The sequence below is a fragment of the Bradyrhizobium sp. WYCCWR 12699 genome, from assembly GCF_032144035.1.
Lineage (GTDB): Bacteria > Pseudomonadota > Alphaproteobacteria > Rhizobiales > Xanthobacteraceae > Bradyrhizobium.
Genome location: NZ_JAVTJN010000039.1, coordinates 541,889 through 558,662 on the forward strand (window position 1 = coordinate 541,889; position 16,774 = coordinate 558,662).

A 16,774-nucleotide genomic window follows, 5' to 3' on the forward strand; every position below is an offset into this window, starting at 1 on the left:
CCGTAAGTGACAAGGCCTTTTCCATGAACGGACCTGCCGCGCTGTCGACCCCGATGACCGATCCGTTCGGGCGGACCATCAGCTATTTGCGCGTGTCCGTCACCGACCGCTGCGACCTGCGCTGCTTCTACTGCATGTCCGAAGACATGACGTTCCTGCCCAAGGCGAACCTGCTGACGCTGGAGGAACTCGACAGGCTCTGCTCGGCCTTCATCGCCAAGGGCGTCAAGAAGCTGCGGCTCACTGGGGGCGAGCCGCTGGTCCGGCGCAACGTGATGACGCTGGTGCGCTCGCTATCGCGGCATCTTTCCAGCGGCGCCCTCAACGAGCTGACGCTGACCACCAACGGCACCCAGCTGGCGAAACACGCAAGCGAGCTCGCCGATTGTGGCGTCCGCCGTATCAACGTCTCGCTCGACACGCTCGATCCCAAGAAGTTTCGAGAGATCACCCGCTGGGGCGAGATCGACAAGGTGCTGGAAGGTATCGAGGCCGCGCGCGCCGCAGGCCTTGCCATCAAGATCAACGCGGTGGCGCTGAAGAACCTCAACGAGGACGAGCTTCCCGAGCTGATGCGCTGGGCCCACGGCAAGGGCATGGGCCTGACGCTGATCGAGGTGATGCCGATGGGCGAGATCGGCTCCGGCCGCATCGACCAGTATCTGCCGCTCTCGCTGGTGCGCGCACGCCTCGCCCAGCAATTCACGCTGACGGACCTCGCTGAGAGCACTGGAGGGCCGGCCCGCTATGTCAGCGTCGCCGAGACCGGCGGCAAGCTCGGCTTCATCACGCCGATGACGCACAATTTCTGCGAATCCTGCAACCGGGTTCGGATTACCTGCACGGGAACGCTGCACACCTGCCTCGGCCACGAGGATGCCTCGGATCTGCGCAAACCCTTGCGTGCATCTGACGACGACGTGCTGCTTGCGGATGCGATCGACCGCGCCATCGGCCTGAAGCCGAAGGGCCATGATTTCATCATCGACCGCCGCCACGACCGGCCCAGCGTCTCCAGGCACATGAGCGTCACCGGCGGCTGACACCGTCGGACTACGGCCTTATTCCCCTTAACTTTCAACAAACTTCCAATTGACTGACGGCACGCCCGCTGGTTTGGTGCGGCGGCCTCATGCCTGCGCGGCGAGACAAGCCACGCGCCCGTTCGGCGCAGTCAAGACGGCCGGGGCATACCATCGGGGGAGGACCTATCGTTGCAAGCGCTCCTAAAGCTGAGCCAGGGGATCGACGCGTTCACACGCTGGACGGGCAAACGCCTGGCGTGGCTGATCGTCGCCGCCGTCATCATCTCGGCGGTCAATGCGATCATCCGCAAGACCTTCGACACATCCTCCAATTCGTGGCTCGAGCTGCAATGGGTGCTGTTCAGCATCGTATTCCTGCTGTGCTCGCCCTGGACGCTGCTCGACAACGAGCACATCCGCATCGACATCGTGAACAACGCGCTGCCGAAGACGCTCCGCAACGTCATCGACGTGATCGGTCACCTGTTCTTCCTCATTCCGCTCTGCATCGTGATGATCGTCACCGGCGTGCCGTTCTTCCAGCGCTCGTTCCACATCAACGAGCAATCCGGCAATGCCGGCGGCCTGCCGCAATGGCCCGCCAAAGCCCTGATCATGATCGGGTTCGCTTTCCTGCTCGTTCAAGGCATCTCCGAGCTGATCAAGCGGATTGCGGTGATGCGCGGAATGATTCCGGACCCGCATGAATCCCAGGTGTCCGCGCTGGAAGCGGAAGTCGAGCATCTCGTCGAAGCGATCGAGAAGAAGTAGCCGTTGGCGACGGTGTAGGGGAAATCATGACCGCTTTTATTATCGCCAATATGGCGCCCATCATGTTCGCGTCGCTGGTCGTCGTGCTGCTGCTCGGCTATCCCGCGGCATTCTCGCTCGGCGCCGTTGGCCTGTTCTACGCCATCATCGGCGTCGAGCTCGGCCAATTCCACCCGGACTTCCTCCAGGCGCTGCCGGAGCGGGTCTACGGCGTGATGAACAACGACACGCTGCTGGCCATTCCGTTCTTCACCTTCATGGGACTGGTGCTGGAACGGTCCGGCATGGCTGAGGACCTGCTCGACACCATCGGCCAATTGTTTGGCACCATCCGGGGCGGCCTTGCCTATGCCGTGATCTTCGTCGGCGCGCTGCTCGCGGCGACGACGGGCGTGGTCGCGGCGTCCGTGATCTCGATGGGCCTGATCTCGCTCCCGATCATGCTGCGCTACGGCTACGACCGCCGCGTTGCCGCCGGCGTCATCGCCGCGTCCGGTACGCTCGCGCAGATCATTCCGCCCTCGCTCGTCCTGATCGTGATGGCCGACCAGCTCGGCAAGTCCGTCGGCGACATGTACGAGGGCGCCTTCATTCCCGGCCTGGTGCTCGCCGGCCTCTACGCCGGCTACGCCTTCCTCGTCAGCATGATCTTCCCGAAGGCGACGCCCGGCCTGCCGAAGGAAGCCATCGGCTTCCGCGAGGACAATGGCGACCGCGGCCTCCTCTCTCTCGGCATGCTGTTCCTGGCGAGCTGCGTCTTCGGCTGGTTCATGATGCGCAATTCGAGCGTACATGGCGCCGACTACGTCGTGCTCAGCATGTTCTACGGCATCATCTTCGCCTTCGTCGTCGCCGTGGTGAACTGGGTCATCGACAAGCTCACCGGCTTCCGGTTCCTGTCTAAGATGGCGCAACAGACCACCTTCGTCATGGTGCCGCCGCTGTTCCTGATCTTCCTCGTGCTCGGCACGATCTTCATCGGCATCGCCACGCCGACCGAAGGCGGCGCGATGGGCGCCGCCGGCGCCCTCATCCTCGGTGCCGCGAAGCGGCGGCTGAGCTGGGACCTGATCCGGCAGGCCACGGAATCGACCGCGAAGCTGTCGGCTTTCGTGGTGTTCATCCTGGTCGGCGCGCGCGTGTTCTCGCTCACCTTCTACGGCGTCAACGGCCACGTCTGGGTCGAACACCTCTTGACCTCGCTGCCCGGCGGCCAGGTCGGCTTCCTGATCTTCGTCAACGTCTTCGTGTTCGTGCTGGCCTTCTTCCTCGACTTCTTCGAGCTGGCCTTCATCGTGATTCCGTTGCTCGGACCTGCGGCCGAGCATCTCGGCATCGACCTGATCTGGTTCGGCGTCATCCTCGGCGTCAACATGCAGACCTCGTTCATGCATCCGCCATTCGGCTTCGCCCTGTTCTATCTCCGCTCGGTCGCGCCGAAGGATCGCTACACCGATCGCGTCACCGGCAAGCGGATGGAGCCGGTCACCACGGGCCAGATCTATTGGGGTGCGGTGCCGTTCGTCGTCATCCAGATGATCATGGTCGGCCTGGTGATCGCATTCCCCTCGATGGTCATGCATTACAAGGGCGTGCAGTCGAATATCGATCCCTCCACGATCAAGATCGAGGTGCCGCAGATCGAGCTGCCGCCGCTGGATCTCGGACCGCCGTCGAAATAGTGGGAACCACACCCGCCGTCGTGTTCCGCGCAAGCGGCGCATGACGCGCGACGGCGCGCGTGACAAGCACGGGAAACGCGGGCATACCGGGCCATCCTCAGCCCTAGGGATGGCCGCTCATGCCCCGCTCGCACCCTGCTCCCTCCGCCCTCGGCCTGTTGCTCACCTCGCTCTGGCTGACATGTGCCGCAGCGACGGTGCACGCCGAGCCGGCCGCCGACCTCCACGTGCTGGCGCAAAAGGAGCAGCAACCGCTGCTCGACACGCTGCGCGATCTCGTCAACATCGAATCCGGCAGCAAGGACATCGAGGGTCTGAACCAGATCGCCGAGCGCGTTGCCGGTCAGCTCAAGCAGCTCGGCGGCACGGTGGAAATCCTGCAACCCACCGACATCCATCGCCTCGACGACAGCCCTGAAAAAATCGGGCCGGCCGTGCACGCCGTGTTCAAGGGCACGGGAACCAGGAAGATCATGCTGATCGCCCATATGGACACCGTGTACCTGAAGGGCATGCTGAAGGACCAGCCGTTCCGCATCGACGGCGACAAGGCCTACGGCCTCGGCATCGCCGACGACAAGCAGGGCGTCGCGCTCATTCTCCATACCGTGGCGTTGCTGCAGAAGTTGAATTTCAGGGATTACGGCACGCTCACGGTTCTCACGAACGGCGACGAGGAGATCTCCTCGCCCGGCTGGCGCAGCACCATCACCAAATTCGCTGCGGATCAGGACGCGGTGTTCTCGTTCGAGGGCGGCGGCACCGACGGCACGCTGCGCCTCGCCACCAGCGGCATCGGCTCGGCCTATCTCACCGTGCAGGGCAAGTCGTCACATGCGGGCGCACGGCCCGAGGGCGGCGTGAATGCGCTGTACGAGCTCTCGCACCAGCTGCTGCAGATGAAGGACCTGTCCAAGCCCGAGCAGGGCCTGAAGCTGAACTGGACGGTCGCCCAATCCGGCACCAACCGCAACGTGATCCCTGCGAACGCCACGGCGCAGGCCGATGCGCGTGCGCTCAAGGTGTCGGATTTCGACGCGTTGCAAAAGGAGCTGCAGGACAAGATCAAGAATCGCCTGCTGCCCGATTCCAAGGTCGACCTGAAGTTCGAGGTGCGTCGCCCGCCGCTCGAGGCCAACGAGGCCTCGCGCCGCGTGGCAGCCCACGGCAAGACGATCTATGGCGAGATCGGACTATCCCTCAAGGTCGACGAAAAGGCGACCGGCGGCGGCACCGACGCCGCGTTCGCCGCGTTGAAGACCAGCGGAGCCGTGGTCGAAGGCATGGGCCTGTCAGGCTTCGGCGCACACTCCAACGACGCCGAATATGTGCAGCTCGGCAGCATCGTGCCGCGGCTGTATCTGGCGACGCGGATGATCATGGACCTGTCGAGCGGCAAGCTGAAATAGCGGCCCCTTGCCGTAGCCGGACGGTCGGTTGATCCAATCCCGTCGAGTCTATACCTTGCGGGCGTAGGTTGGGGGAGAACGCGCTCAAATGCTGATCAAGGCCCTGGCGCTGGCGACATCGGTCATTGTGGTCCAGCAGACCGCCGTGAAATCCCCTCCAGTCGATGGACTTCATCTTGCCATCAATGCCGCCGTTGCCGCAGCTGACGGTGACATCCGCACGACCCCGGCCGGCTGCAAGAAGGACGAGCTTGCGCGCACGATTTGCACATATCAGCTGTCGAACGGCGTGTCGGTCAAGGCGCTCGCGCGCGAGGAAAAAGGGCCGATCAAGAGCATTGATGTCGAGCTTCCCGGCGGCAAGGAGGCGGCTTCGAAATTGTTCAAGACAACCGCTCTTCTCGCAATGGCGTTCGTGCCCGACGTCCCGGATGCCGAGCTGAACGCCCTCATGAATGCATTGGTCCAGGCGAGAAAAAATATGTACGGAGACGCCTCGCAACGCTATCGCAATCTGGACTTCAGCATCAAGCTTGACGACAAGCGAAATACGCTCGTCCTGATCGTAGACTAAAGGGGGTTGGCGGACGGTTTTTGTCCACTCCCTTCAGGGCAGCGGACACTCCCGTCAAGGCCGCAGCGCCTTCAGGAAATCGCTCGATCCCCATCACCGCGACTCCGGGCAGATCCGTGGACATTCCAGCCACGTTTCCAATAGTATCGTCGCATTATAAGTGGAGGCGATATGAGATCATTGCTTTTCCTGACCATTGTCCTTGTCCTTCAGCACGCCTCGCCGGCCCGCTCGGAATCAGAGGCCGAGCGCGTTGTTCATCGCGAAGGCAGGGTTCTCTTCGACGAGGGGCACGACGCCTACAGGGCCAATGACTACAAGACAGCGCTCAGGAAATTCCAGCAATCGAGGATCAAATATATATATCGCTTCGATTGCCCGATGATGTCGAGAAATGCGACCGGGCGATTCACGCCGCCGCTTGCCTGGATCGCATCGATGGAAAGAATCTCAGTCAGCTCAAGGAGCTGATCGCCGAGCAACCGGACAAGCCAAAATCCAACGATCCCTATGTCGGTGCGTGCCTGCCTTTTCCGGATCTGTCAAAGAAGGTGAAGGCGAACATAGCTGGGCTCGAGGGTCAGCGGTGAAGCGAGCGAATCCGCAGGTTGCATGAAACGGGAGGGCTCCCTTCCCGCTCCCCTGTCTCGTGTCAGTGCCGCGCGACGTCCGCCTCGATCTCCGCCTCTTCCGCCAGCCGAAACCGCAGCGTGAACTCGGCTCCGCCTTCCGGAAGATTCTCCACCGCGACCGTGGCCGCGTGATCGTCCGCCACCGCGCGCACGATCGAGAGTCCGAGGCCCGCACCGTCGCTGCGCCGGCGGTCGGCGCGCCAGAAGCGCTGGAAGATCAGCTCGCGCTCGGCCTCCGCGATCCCCGGGCCGGAATCGCGCACGCGCACCGAACCGTCCTCGCCCACCTCGACGTCGACGGTGGTGTCCTTTGCCGTGAACTTGATGGCGTTTTCGGCGAGGTTGAAGATCGCGCGCTGCAACATCTCCGCATTGCCGTGGATCAGCACCGGCCCGTCGGCGCCCTTCAGCGCGATGTCCTTGTGCTGCGCGATCGCGAACGGAGCGATCGAGGCCACCACCTCGGCGCTGACCGCGCGCAGATCCGCGGTCTCTGCGGGATCGAGCACCAGGGTGTCGAGCTCGGCGATCTCCAGGAGCTGGGCAACGAGGCGGCTCATGGTTTCGATATCGGCATGCAGCGCCTGCCGCGCCGCGCGATCGTCGAGCGTCTCGATCCGCGTGCGCAGGATCGCGAGCGGCGTGCGCAATTGATGCGCGGCGTCCGCCGTGAACTGCCGTTGCACCCGAAAGCCGCCTTCGAGCCGGTCGAGCGCCTCGTTGACGGCGGTGACCAGCGGCAGGATCTCGCGCGGGATCTGCTCCGTCGGCAGGCGAATGTCGGTGCGCGCCGGACCGATATTGCTGGCCTTCTCGGAGGCCCTCCACAGCGGCGCGATCGCCCGGCGAAAGATGATGATGTCAGTGGCGAGCAGGATCAGGAGGATCGGAATGGTAATCCATCCCACGCGCCGGAAGAAGTTCGAGACGATGTCGTCGATGATGACGTCGCGGTGCGCGAGGTCCTCGGCGACCTGGATGCGCACCGTCTTGCCGTCGATATCGCGGGTGACGGTGGCGCCGGAAATGCTCTCCGACGAGCGCACTGCGGCGGCGGAACGCCGGTGCGAGGAGAACAGCAAGCGGCCCTCGGCATCGCGAATGTCGTACTGATAGCGGCCATACGCTTCCGAATAGAGGCCCTTGAGACTGTCGGGCAGATTGAACGTCAACGAGCCACCCGGCTGGGCAACGATGCGCTCCGCCAGCACTTCGGCCTGGGCGCGCATGGCATCGCGATGCAGCTGGTCGATCTCCGAATTGAGCAGCCAGAACAGCACCAGCGGCAGGAAGACCGCGACCACCGCGACCGCCAGGATGTGCAGGAAGACGATGCGCCAGATCAGCGATTTGAACGTCGGCGACCTGCCATAGGAGCCGGCAAGGGAGCCGGAATGGGACCCGATCCGGGCCACGCTATTTCTCCACGTCCATGAGATAGCCGACGCCGCGGATGGTGTGGATCACGACCTTGGCGCCGTGTTCGGCAAGCTGCTTGCGCAGCCGCGAGACATAGACCTCGACCGCGTTGGAGGCGACCTCGCCGTCCAGCCCGAAAATATGGTCCTCGACGTTCTTCTTCGGCACCACCCGCCCTTGCCGGCGCAGCAGGATCTCGAGCACCGAGGTCTCGCGCGCAGAGATGATCCGCGGCTGGTCGTCGACGAAGATCTGGCGGCTCTCGGTGTCGTAGACGAGGTTGGCGAGACTGAGCGAGCGGCCGAGCAGCTGGCCGGGCCGGCGCAGGATCGCCTCCAGCCGCGCCACCAGCTCCTCCATCGCGAACGGCTTTGCGAGATAATCGTCGGCGCCGCTGCGCAGGCCGCTGACGCGGTCCTGCAGGCCGCCTCGGGCAGTCAGCACCAGCACGGGGAGCGGTTCCATCTTGAGGCGCAGCTCGCGCAGCACCGACAGACCGTCGCCATCGGGCAGCCCGAGGTCGAGGATCATCGCGGCATAGCTGACGCTGCTCACCGCCTCGCGTGCCTCGGCCGCGCTGCCCACGATGTCGCTCTGGTAGCCGGCCGCCGCCAGCCCGCCCGCGACGAGCCGCGACAACTCGGCATTGTCCTCGACGATCAGAAGACGCATCGCATGTCCGCAAGATACTCAAAGTCGCCGCACGGCCCGCGCGCGGCATCTTTGCTCTCTTCCACCATTCCGGCCGCCTCGGCCAGCGAAAAAGTGACCGGAAGGCAGCTCAGCCTGTCGTCAGGTTCGCGTCAGCAACCCTCGGCAGCGCCGGCTCCGGCTCCGTTGCGGGCCTCGGCCCGATGCCGCATCATCGACATCATGAGCCTCTCACCTGTACTCATTGTGTTCGGCGGCCTTCCCGGCACCGGCAAGACGACGATTGCCCGCGAGCTGACCGTTCGGCTCTCGGCCACATATCTTCGTATCGATTCGATCGAGCAGGCGTTGCGCGACGCTGGCTTTGCCGCCGGCGCAGAGGGTTATGCGATCGCCAATGCGCTGGCTGCCGAAAATCTCAAGCTCGGGCGCATCGTTATCGCTGACTGCGTCAATCCGATACTGGCAAGCCGCGCTGCCTGGCGGCGATGTGCCGTGAAGACCTCGGCACGCCTGGTTGAGATCGAGACGCTTTGCAGCGAGCCGGCGCTGCACCGGCAACGCGTGGAAAGCCGCACCCCCGACATTGAAGGTTTTCGACTCCCACCCTGGAGTGATGTCGTGAGCAGAGCGTATGAACCGTGGGATCGTGAACGCCTCGTGCTCGACACCGCCGATGGTTCGCTTGACGATCTGCTGGAACGGGCGGAGACCTACATTCGTGACAGGATTGGCCGGCTCGCAGGACCGTCGTCATAGTCATTCCATTGACGAGGCTGCGACCAGACGGCTAAATTGGCCATGTCGGAAAAGGCAGACTTGGTCTGGTAAGCCCAAGTCCTTTCGGTAACGAAAGCTCTGGTCTTTGGCCTCGTGCCTGAGATCCCCGCGACGAACACGATCGCCGTTTGGGCGATCAAGGGTTCGTCCGTGAGGTCTCAGGTCTGGGAAACGCTCCGGTCGAACATCGACAACGGAGCGGTTTATGCAGATCCCCGACACTCCCCTGTATGACGTCATCATTGCGGGCGCCGGTCCCGTCGGCCTGTTTCTGGCTTGCGAGTTGCGGATGGCCGGCTGTTCGGTGCTGGTCCTGGAAAAGACAGAAGACCCGCACGCGCCGCTCAAGAGCCTGCCTTTCGGGTTGCGTGGTCTTTCGGTGCCGACGATCGAGAGCTTCGAGCGCCGTGGCCTGCTGGAGCATCTGACAGCTCGCACGGCGAGCCGGGAAACACCAGCGGGTGCGCACTGGATGCAGCAGCAGCGTCGCCCTGCCGGTCATTTCGCCGGCATCCAATTCTTCCACGATCAGATCGACGCAACGCAATGGCCATACCGCCTGCCCGGCCCGATCGGAGCCATCGCGGCCGAGATGGCGAGCATCGAGGCCGTGCTTGCGATCCGCGCCGAGACGCTGGGTGCGGAGATCCGGCGCGGCTGCGCCGTCGAGGCTCTCAGGCAATCCACGGATGGCGTGACGGTGGTGTCGGCCGGCGGAGCCGTCCACGGCCGCTGGCTCGTTGGTTGCGACGGCGGGCGCAGCAGCGTGCGAAAGGCGGCTGGCATTGGCTTCACCGGGACCGATCCGGAATTCACCGGCTATTCCGTGCAGGTCGAGCTGGCCGATCCGGCCGCGCTCGCGCCGGGTCGCCATTACACGCCTTCGGGGATGTACACCTATGCGGCGCCGGGGACGATCGCGATGGTCGATTTCGACGGCGGCGCCGCGCACCGCAGCGAACTGGAGCGCGACCATGTCGAGGCGGTGTTGCGCAGGGTTTCGGGCATCGACCTGACGGTCACCGCCCTGCTGCTCGCCACCACCTGGACCGACCGCGCCTCTCAGGCAACGAACTATCGCGCCGGCCGCGTGTTGCTGGCCGGTGATGCCGCGCACATCCATTCGCCGCTGGGCGGCCAAGGCCTGAACCTCGGCCTCGGCGATGCCATGAACCTCGGATGGAAGCTCGCGGCAACCATTCGTGGCGATGCGCCGGCCGGGCTGCTGGACAGCTATTCAACCGAGCGACATCCGGTGGGAGCACAGATCCTCGACTGGTCGCGCGCCCAGGTCGGGCTGATGCGCCCGAGCAGAAGCTCGCGCGCGCTCGACGCCATTGTCCGTGATCTCATCGACACGCGCGACGGCGCGACCTACTTCGCCGCGCGCGTATGGGGCCTATCCCTCCGCTATGACCTCGGCGGGGACCATCCGCTGGTGGGGCGAAGTGCGCCCGACTTCGAGCTCGGCGATGGGACAAGACTCAGCGAGTTGCTCAGAACAGGGAAAGGGCTGTTGCTGGATTTCGGCGCGCAACCATCGCTTCAAGCGCTCGCGAGCCGCTGGCGCGGCCGGATTGCCTATGTTGCAAGTGAGGCTAGGGATCGATTGGGCTTGAGCGCGTTGCTCGTGCGCCCCGACGGCGTCGTGGGCTGGGCCAGCGAACAGGCTGCCGACAACGAGGACGTATCTCGGGCCGCGGCGCGATGGTTCGGCGAGCCCAATGCGAGCTGAAGCCGTTCGCGTCGTCGGCGGCGGCGTTTCGATCTAGCGTGACTTCGGACAATGCAGCCGAAAAGCGCTCTTGAGTTCGGCTAATTGAGGCCCCGTTGCGCCCCGCTCAGCGTCGGCCCGACTCGCGGGCAAGTCCAGATAATCGATCGACGCGTCGAACTGGCTTGCTGTGAAGTCGTACCTCTTGCCTTCGATCCTGTTGTAGAAATGATCGCCGGCCGGCAGCGGCGTCTTCAAAAGCTCGCCGCCGAACATGTCGTGAATGAGCAGCGAGGTGACATTGCACTGTCCGGCCGCCGGATTGCTCGCAGTCCATTGGCTCGCTGTCGATGGCGACCATGCCTTGCGCAGCGCTCTGTGAACGTCGTCGGGATCGAAGCTCATCGTCGTCTCCGGCTTGGCATCGACGAATTAAATTTCGGATTATTCGATATTTGTCTTGTGCGATTGTTTTGCCCGACAGATCAAGTGCAGCACTGCTCCGACTCCGCGAATGCCGCTCGAACGGCCTATTTTTTCCGATGACTTATCAAGCCCTTGGCTACTGTGCATGGGGTTGTTTTTCGTCTTTTTGAGTCTGGCCCTCCAGACACGACAACGCCCCGGAGCTTTCACGCCGGGGCGTTGCCTGCAACAGGTGGCGTGATCAGCTCTGCGAGCGCCGCGCCATGAAGATGTCGTAGCCGACCTCGGCGACCTGGAACCAGGCGTAGCCGTCGCTCGTGAACTTGGCGAGCGAGTCGTGCACCTTCTTGAAGTTGGGGTTGGTCGCAGCGACCTCGGCGTGCAGCTCCTTGGCGGCCTTGTGGCAGGCATCCATGATGGACGGCGAGAACGGGTGCAGCTTGGTGCCGCCCGCCAGCAGCTTCTTCAGTGCCAGCGGGTTGGCGGTGTCGTAGCGCGCCATCATGTAGTTGTTGGCGTAGTGGCCGGCCTGCTCCAGCACGCTCTGGTAATATTTCGGCAGCGCGTTCCACTTGTCGAGGTTGACGAAGGCCAGCAGCATCGGCCCGCCCTCCCACCAGCCGGGATAGTAATAGTGCGGCGCGATCTTGTAGAAGCCGAGCTTCTCGTCGTCATAGGGGCCGACCCATTCGGCGGCGTCGATGGTGCCCTTCTCCAGCGCCGGATAGATGTCGCCGCCGGCGAGTTGCTGCGGCACCACGCCGAGCTTCTGGAGCACGCGGCCGGCAAAGCCGCCGACGCGGAATTTCATGCCCTTGAGATCGTCGGGCGTATTGACCTCTTTCCTGAACCAGCCGCCCATCTGGCAACCGGTGTTGCCCGCGAGCAGCGAGACGACGTTGTAGCTCTTGTAGAACTCGTTGAGCACGTCGCGGCCGCCGCCCAGCATGTACCAGGCCTGGTTGATGCGCATGTTGGGGCCGAACGGCACGGCCGAACCGAAGGTGAAGGTCGGATCCTTGCCGAAATAATAGTAGGACGCGGTGTGGCCGATTTCGCAGGTGCCGTTCTGCACGGCATCGAGCACCTGAAGGCCCGGCACGATCTCGCCAGCCGCGAAGATCTGGATCTGGAATTTGTTGTCGGTCGCCTCTGCGACCATCTTGCACATCATCTCGGCGCCGCCAAACAGCGTGTCGAGCGACTTCGGCCAGCTCGTCGGCATACGCCATTTGATTTCCGGCATCGACTGCGCGATCGCGGGAGCCGCGAGCGTGGCGGCGCCGGCCGCGCCAAGACCTGTGACCTTGATGAAGTCTCTTCTCTTCATGATTTCCTGCCCTGATGTATCAGTGATTGTGGGCCTTCTTGCCGAGGCTTGGAACCAGCATGACGCAAGCCGGGACCGAATGCCATCCCGATCGCACTGCGGCAAAGAAAAAGCCCGGCCTCCACGGAGGCCGGGCTTTTAGTCTTGCGACTTTAGATCTAGGCGTCAGCCGCGCGTGCGCGAGCGGATCATGAAGCTGTCGTAGGTATATTCGGCAACCTGCCACCACAGATATTCGTCGGAGCGGTAGGCCTGCATGGCGTCGATCGCCTTCTTGAAGTCGGCGTTCTTGGCCGAGACCTCGCCCCACAGCTCGTTGGTCGCCTTGAGGCAGGCTTCCAGCACCTCGTTGGTGAAGGGACGAAGCTGAGTGCCGCCGGCAACCAGGCGCTTCAGAGCCGTCGGGTTCTGCATGTCGTAGCGCGCCGCCATCCAGGTGTTGGCATTGGCCGTCGCGTTGGTGAGGATCGCCTGGTAGTTCTTGGGCAGCGCATTGAACTTTTCCAGGTTGGCGAAGGCGTGGACGGTGGGACCGCCCTCCCAGAAGCCCGGATAATAGTAGTACTTCGCGACCTTGGCGAAGCCGAGCTTCTCGTCGTCGTAAGGCCCGACCCACTCGGCCGCGTCGATGGTACCCTTCTCTAGCGCCGGATAGATGTCGCCGCCGGCGAGCTGCTGCGGCACCACGCCGACCTTCTGGAGCACCTGGCCGGCGATGCCGCCGATGCGCATCTTCAGGCCGGAGAGGTCGGCAACGGTCTTGATCTCCTTGCGGAACCAGCCGCCCATCTGGGTGCCGGTGTTGCCGCACGGGAATCCGACCACGTTCGACTTCTTGAAGAACTCGTTGGCGAGCTCGTTGCCACCGCCCTGATAGAGCCACGAATTCTGTTGGCGCGCGTTCAGGCCGAACGGCACCGAAGCGAAGATTGCGAAGGTCGGATCCTTGCCGACATAATAGTAGGACACCGTGTGGCACATCTCGACCGTGCCGCTGGAGGTCGCGTCGAGCGCCTGCAGGCCGGGAACGAGTTCACCGGCGGCGAACACCTGGATCTGGAATTTGTTGTCGGTCATCTCGGCGACGTACTTCGCCACCTGCTCGGCACCGCCATAGATGGTATCGAGCGATTTCGGGAAGCTCGAAGTCAAGCGCCACTTCACCTCGGGCGAGGACTGCGCGATCGCCGGCGAGGCCACCGCGGTCGCTGCCGCGCCTGCTGCCGACACTTTCAGAAAATCACGACGCTTCATCTTCAGGTCTCTCCTTGCTGGGGCGTTTCCCCTTAACTTCTCTTTTGCCACCGCTCATTCCGGCGACGCGCCAGGGACGCGTCGAACCGAAGGGGCTTGACTGCGGTGGGCCTTTAACACGGACGGCCCGGTTTCGGAACGCGACAATGGCATGACGGGGCTCTACGAAAGTCGCATGTCCCCAGAAGTCATGAGGGCGCGCGCCGCGGGCGGCCAATTCAGGCCGCTGCGATGACACCCTTGAGCTGGTCCCGGACCTGCCCCGCAATGGCGCGGTAGATCGCCGCATGGGGACCGTCCGGCTCGCTGTCCACGACGGGATTGCCGGCGTCCGACGTGGCGCGAATCGCCATGTGCAGCGGGATCTCACCGAGGAACGGGACCTTGAGCTTCTCGGCCTCGTGCCGCGCCCCGCCATGGCCGAAAATGTCGGACTTGGTGCCGCAATGCGGGCACTGGAAATAGCTCATGTTCTCGACGATGCCGAGTACTGGCACGTTGACCTTCTTGAACATGGCAAGCCCCCGCCGCGCATCGATCAGGGACAGATCCTGTGGGGTCGAGACGATCACCGCGCCCTTGAGCGGCACGTTCTGCGCCAGGGTGAGCTGGGCATCGCCGGTGCCCGGCGGCATGTCGACGACCAGCACGTCGAGCTTGCCCCACTCGACGTCGCGCAGCATCTGCGTCACCGCCGACATCACCATGGGACCGCGCCAGATCATCGCGGTCTCTTCCTCGACCAGGAAGCCGATCGACATGATGGCGAGGCCGAAACGCCGGAGCGGAATCATCTTGCGCTCGTCGTTCAGCTCCGGCTTGTCGTGCAGGCCCGTCAGCCGCGGCACCGAGGGACCGTAGATGTCGGCATCGAGCAGCCCGACCTTGAGGCCGAGGTCGCGCAGGCCGAGCGCCAGGTTCAACGCGGTGGTCGACTTGCCGACGCCGCCCTTGCCGGAGGCGACTGCGATCACGGCGGCGACGCCGGGGATCTCCGACTGCCGCGCCATGGGCGATTGGGCGCCGCCCTGCGGCGGCGGCTTGTGGGCATGCACCGGCTGCACGCCCGGCGCGCCACGGCTGGGTTGCGGAGGCGGCGGTGGTGCGGAGCCCGGCTTGCGCTCGGCGGTCAGCGCCACCATCACGGTGGTGACGCCGGGGATGGCGCGTACGGCGGCCTCGGCCTCGGCCCGGATGGATTCCCAGGCCCTGGCCTCGGCGGCGTCGACATTGATCGAGAAGAACACCTTGCCGTCGGACGCGCTGATCGCGCTCAGCACATTGGCATTGGTGAGCGCGACCCCGCGGGGCGACTTGATCCTGGCGAGGCTGTCGAGAACCTGTTGCTGCGTCACGCTCAAAGTACATCTCCTGGACGGAGCCTGATCCGGACCCGGAGGGCCGCAGCAGCGCAAAGCGTGGAGCGGCTTTCCGGCAAGGTCATGCTCGAGACTCTGGGATGCCCCATTAGAGCGGAAACGCCCAAAAGGCTACTGCCTGCCGATATCGTCAGCCATCTCGGCGGGCGCCGCTCCCTGCTCCCTGGCGGCCTCGTAATTCAGCTCGATCATGACCCCGTTGGGGTCGTTGACGAAGATCTGCCAAAGCTCGCCGCCGGGCACCTGGCGGGAGTCGAATTTCATGCCCTTGGTGGTCAGGCGCTGCTTCATGCCGTCGAAGCCGCGGCTGGCGAAGGCGACGTGATGGACGACGCCGGAATCCGGCTTTTGCGGCTCCGCCGTCGCCGAGATATCGACGAGGTGCACCACCGGCTTGCCCTCGCTGTACATCCAGGCACCTGGGAAGGCGAAATTCGGCCGGGGGCCTTTTTCCAGGCCTAGCACGTCCTCGTAGAAACCGACGGTCTCGGCCAGATTCCGGGTCCGGATGTTGAAATGATCGAGGACGCCAACGCTCACGCCGCCCAAGCCCGATGCCATGTTTCGCTCCCTTTTTCGAAGTCCTTAGGTCCGCCATCCTAGCACAGGAGGCCGCCAAACGAAGCCGTTGCCCTCCGCCCTTAACGGTTTATGGTGCGCCTCCGATCCGCCCTCGCGGCGGAACTTCGAGGGTGCCGCCCGGCGCCCTCGCCCGGCTACAACCGTAAATCTCAAAACTACGGACAAGGTACCACACATGGCTAAAGTCGCTTTCCTCGGTCTCGGCGTGATGGGCTTCCCCATGGCCGGACACCTCGTGAAAAAAGGGGGCCATGAGGTCACCGTCTACAACCGCACCGCGGCCAAGGCGAAGGAATGGGCGGACAAGTTCGGCGGCAAGACCGCAGCGACCCCGAAGGCGGCCGCCGAAGGTCAGGATTTCGTGATGTGCTGCGTCGGCAACGACAACGACCTGCGCGCGGTCACGATCGGCGCCGACGGCGCCTTCGCCGGCATGAAGAAGGGTGCGACCTTCGTCGATCATACCACCGCCTCGGCCGAGGTCGCGCGTGAGCTGGACGCAGCCGCCACCAAAGCAGGCTTCAAATTCGTCGATGCCCCGGTCTCAGGCGGCCAGGCCGGCGCCGAGAACGGCGTGCTGACGGTGATGTGCGGCGGTGCGCCCGATGCCTATGCCGGCGCCGAGCCGATCATCACGGCCTCCTATGCGCGGATGTGCAAGCTGCTCGGGCCCGCCGGAAGCGGCCAGCTGACCAAGATGGTCAATCAGATCTGCATCGCCGGTCTGGTGCAGGGTCTCTCCGAGGGCATCCACTTCGCCAAGAAGAGCGGCCTCGACGTCGCCGCTGTGATCGAGACCATCTCGAAGGGGGCCGCGCAGTCCTGGCAGATGGAGAATCGCTACAAGACCATGAACGAGGACAAGTACGATTTCGGCTTCGCGGTCGAATGGATGCGCAAGGACCTCTCGATCTCGCTGGCTGAAGCCCGTCGCAACGGCGCCAATCTGCCTGTCACCGCACTGGTCGATCAGTTCTATTCCGAGGTCGAGAAGATGGGCGGCAAGCGCTGGGACACCTCCAGCCTGCTCGCGCGCCTGCAGCGCTGAGGAACGCCTCGGCGGTCGCGGCCGGGCAGCCGCGACCGTCACGGGTCTCGAGGCGGCATCTGCGCCGCGACGCGGCCCGCATTGAGCCGAAGAACGAA

16 protein-coding genes are annotated in these 16,774 nt (G+C 64.1%); 9 read left to right on the forward strand and 7 right to left on the reverse strand.

All coding sequences use genetic code 11. From position 1 onward, the window contains the following. Positions 1 to 23 precede the first annotated feature (23 nt). The 6 genes from moaA to RPS27_RS33465 all read left to right on the forward strand — a co-directional run bounded on the left by moaA (position 24) and on the right by RPS27_RS33465 (position 6,051). Positions 24 to 1,043 (forward strand): GTP 3',8-cyclase MoaA, encoded by a 1,020-nt coding sequence (moaA, locus tag RPS27_RS33440; protein ID WP_211418201.1) that lies wholly within the window; start codon positions 24 to 26, stop codon positions 1,041 to 1,043. Positions 1,044 to 1,214: 171 nt separating this feature from the next. Beyond that, positions 1,215 to 1,796 carry a TRAP transporter small permease subunit gene (locus tag RPS27_RS33445; RefSeq protein ID WP_211418202.1) on the forward strand — a complete coding sequence of 194 codons (582 nt, stop codon included), beginning with the start codon at positions 1,215 to 1,217 and terminating at the stop codon, positions 1,794 to 1,796. A gap of 26 nt (positions 1,797 to 1,822) precedes the next feature. Beyond that, positions 1,823 to 3,478 carry a TRAP transporter large permease subunit gene (locus RPS27_RS33450; protein WP_212066821.1) on the forward strand — a complete coding sequence of 552 codons (1,656 nt, stop codon included), beginning with the start codon at positions 1,823 to 1,825 and terminating at the stop codon, positions 3,476 to 3,478. Between the two features lie 119 nt (positions 3,479 to 3,597). Beyond that, a complete protein-coding gene (locus RPS27_RS33455) occupies positions 3,598 to 4,887 on the forward strand; it encodes a M20/M25/M40 family metallo-hydrolase (RefSeq protein WP_211418204.1) in 1,290 nt (429 codons plus the stop codon). An 88-nt stretch (positions 4,888 to 4,975) separates the two neighbouring features. Then, positions 4,976 to 5,461, forward strand: coding sequence for a hypothetical protein (locus RPS27_RS33460; RefSeq protein WP_212066823.1), 486 nt, complete (start codon positions 4,976 to 4,978; stop codon positions 5,459 to 5,461). Positions 5,462 to 5,835: 374 nt separating this feature from the next. Next, positions 5,836 to 6,051, forward strand: coding sequence for a hypothetical protein (locus RPS27_RS33465; protein WP_313754967.1), 216 nt, complete (start codon positions 5,836 to 5,838; stop codon positions 6,049 to 6,051). 62 nt (positions 6,052 to 6,113) lie between these two features. Here RPS27_RS33465 and RPS27_RS33470 read toward each other — a convergent pair whose 3' ends face one another. Both RPS27_RS33470 and RPS27_RS33475 read right to left on the reverse strand, forming a co-directional pair. After that, complete coding sequence (locus RPS27_RS33470; RefSeq protein WP_212066827.1) at positions 6,114 to 7,508, reverse strand: ATP-binding protein; 1,395 nt, start codon at positions 7,506 to 7,508, stop codon at positions 6,114 to 6,116. 1 nt (position 7,509) lies between these two features. Further along, the gene (locus tag RPS27_RS33475; RefSeq protein WP_038946264.1) at positions 7,510 to 8,184 is read right to left on the reverse strand and encodes a response regulator transcription factor; all 675 of its coding nucleotides are present in this window, start codon (positions 8,182 to 8,184) and stop codon (positions 7,510 to 7,512) included. 3 nt (positions 8,185 to 8,187) lie between these two features. Between RPS27_RS33475 and RPS27_RS33480 the strand changes: the two genes are divergently transcribed. Both RPS27_RS33480 and RPS27_RS33485 read left to right on the forward strand, forming a co-directional pair. Beyond that, complete coding sequence (locus tag RPS27_RS33480; RefSeq protein WP_249131784.1) at positions 8,188 to 8,922, forward strand: AAA family ATPase; 735 nt, start codon at positions 8,188 to 8,190, stop codon at positions 8,920 to 8,922. 226 nt (positions 8,923 to 9,148) lie between these two features. After that, positions 9,149 to 10,678, forward strand: coding sequence for an FAD-dependent monooxygenase (locus RPS27_RS33485; protein ID WP_249131786.1), 1,530 nt, complete (start codon positions 9,149 to 9,151; stop codon positions 10,676 to 10,678). Positions 10,679 to 10,711: 33 nt separating this feature from the next. On the opposite strand, the gene RPS27_RS33490 is transcribed toward RPS27_RS33485, so the two are convergent. From RPS27_RS33490 to RPS27_RS33510, 5 genes are all read right to left on the reverse strand, one after another. After that, positions 10,712 to 11,062 (reverse strand): hypothetical protein, encoded by a 351-nt coding sequence (locus tag RPS27_RS33490; RefSeq protein WP_212066829.1) that lies wholly within the window; start codon positions 11,060 to 11,062, stop codon positions 10,712 to 10,714. Positions 11,063 to 11,324: 262 nt separating this feature from the next. After that, positions 11,325 to 12,413 (reverse strand): TRAP transporter substrate-binding protein, encoded by a 1,089-nt coding sequence (locus RPS27_RS33495; protein WP_212066831.1) that lies wholly within the window; start codon positions 12,411 to 12,413, stop codon positions 11,325 to 11,327. Positions 12,414 to 12,578: 165 nt separating this feature from the next. Beyond that, positions 12,579 to 13,667, reverse strand: a complete 1,089-nt coding sequence (locus RPS27_RS33500) for a TRAP transporter substrate-binding protein (protein WP_211418208.1) — start codon at positions 13,665 to 13,667, stop codon at positions 12,579 to 12,581. Between the two features lie 218 nt (positions 13,668 to 13,885). Further along, on the reverse strand, positions 13,886 to 15,028 hold the full coding sequence (locus RPS27_RS33505; protein WP_211418209.1) for an Mrp/NBP35 family ATP-binding protein: 1,143 nt from the start codon (positions 15,026 to 15,028) through the stop codon (positions 13,886 to 13,888). 129 nt (positions 15,029 to 15,157) lie between these two features. Further along, positions 15,158 to 15,595: a VOC family protein gene (locus RPS27_RS33510; RefSeq protein ID WP_194408252.1), complete on the reverse strand. Its 438-nt coding sequence runs from the start codon at positions 15,593 to 15,595 to the stop codon at positions 15,158 to 15,160. A 208-nt stretch (positions 15,596 to 15,803) separates the two neighbouring features. Between RPS27_RS33510 and RPS27_RS33515 the strand changes: the two genes are divergently transcribed. After that, positions 15,804 to 16,676, forward strand: a complete 873-nt coding sequence (locus RPS27_RS33515) for an NAD(P)-dependent oxidoreductase (RefSeq protein WP_194407425.1) — start codon at positions 15,804 to 15,806, stop codon at positions 16,674 to 16,676. The last annotated feature ends 98 nt before the right edge of the window (positions 16,677 to 16,774 follow it).

What these genes read in the sequence shown, in the direction of transcription:
- moaA (WP_211418201.1), top strand. Translation starts at nt 24, where the DNA reads ATGAACGGACCTGCCGCGCTGTCGACCCCGATGACCGATCCGTTCGGG.
- RPS27_RS33450 (WP_212066821.1), top strand. Translation starts at nt 1,823, where the DNA reads ATGACCGCTTTTATTATCGCCAATATGGCGCCCATCATGTTCGCGTCG.
- RPS27_RS33455 (WP_211418204.1), top strand. Translation starts at nt 3,598, where the DNA reads ATGCCCCGCTCGCACCCTGCTCCCTCCGCCCTCGGCCTGTTGCTCACC.
- RPS27_RS33460 (WP_212066823.1), top strand. Translation starts at nt 4,976, where the DNA reads ATGCTGATCAAGGCCCTGGCGCTGGCGACATCGGTCATTGTGGTCCAG.
- RPS27_RS33475 (WP_038946264.1), bottom strand. Translation starts at nt 8,184, where the DNA reads ATGCGTCTTCTGATCGTCGAGGACAATGCCGAGTTGTCGCGGCTCGTC.
- RPS27_RS33480 (WP_249131784.1), top strand. Translation starts at nt 8,188, where the DNA reads ATGTCCGCAAGATACTCAAAGTCGCCGCACGGCCCGCGCGCGGCATCT.
- RPS27_RS33485 (WP_249131786.1), top strand. Translation starts at nt 9,149, where the DNA reads ATGCAGATCCCCGACACTCCCCTGTATGACGTCATCATTGCGGGCGCC.
- RPS27_RS33490 (WP_212066829.1), bottom strand. Translation starts at nt 11,062, where the DNA reads ATGAGCTTCGATCCCGACGACGTTCACAGAGCGCTGCGCAAGGCATGG.
- RPS27_RS33495 (WP_212066831.1), bottom strand. Translation starts at nt 12,413, where the DNA reads ATGAAGAGAAGAGACTTCATCAAGGTCACAGGTCTTGGCGCGGCCGGC.
- RPS27_RS33500 (WP_211418208.1), bottom strand. Translation starts at nt 13,667, where the DNA reads ATGAAGCGTCGTGATTTTCTGAAAGTGTCGGCAGCAGGCGCGGCAGCG.
- RPS27_RS33515 (WP_194407425.1), top strand. Translation starts at nt 15,804, where the DNA reads ATGGCTAAAGTCGCTTTCCTCGGTCTCGGCGTGATGGGCTTCCCCATG.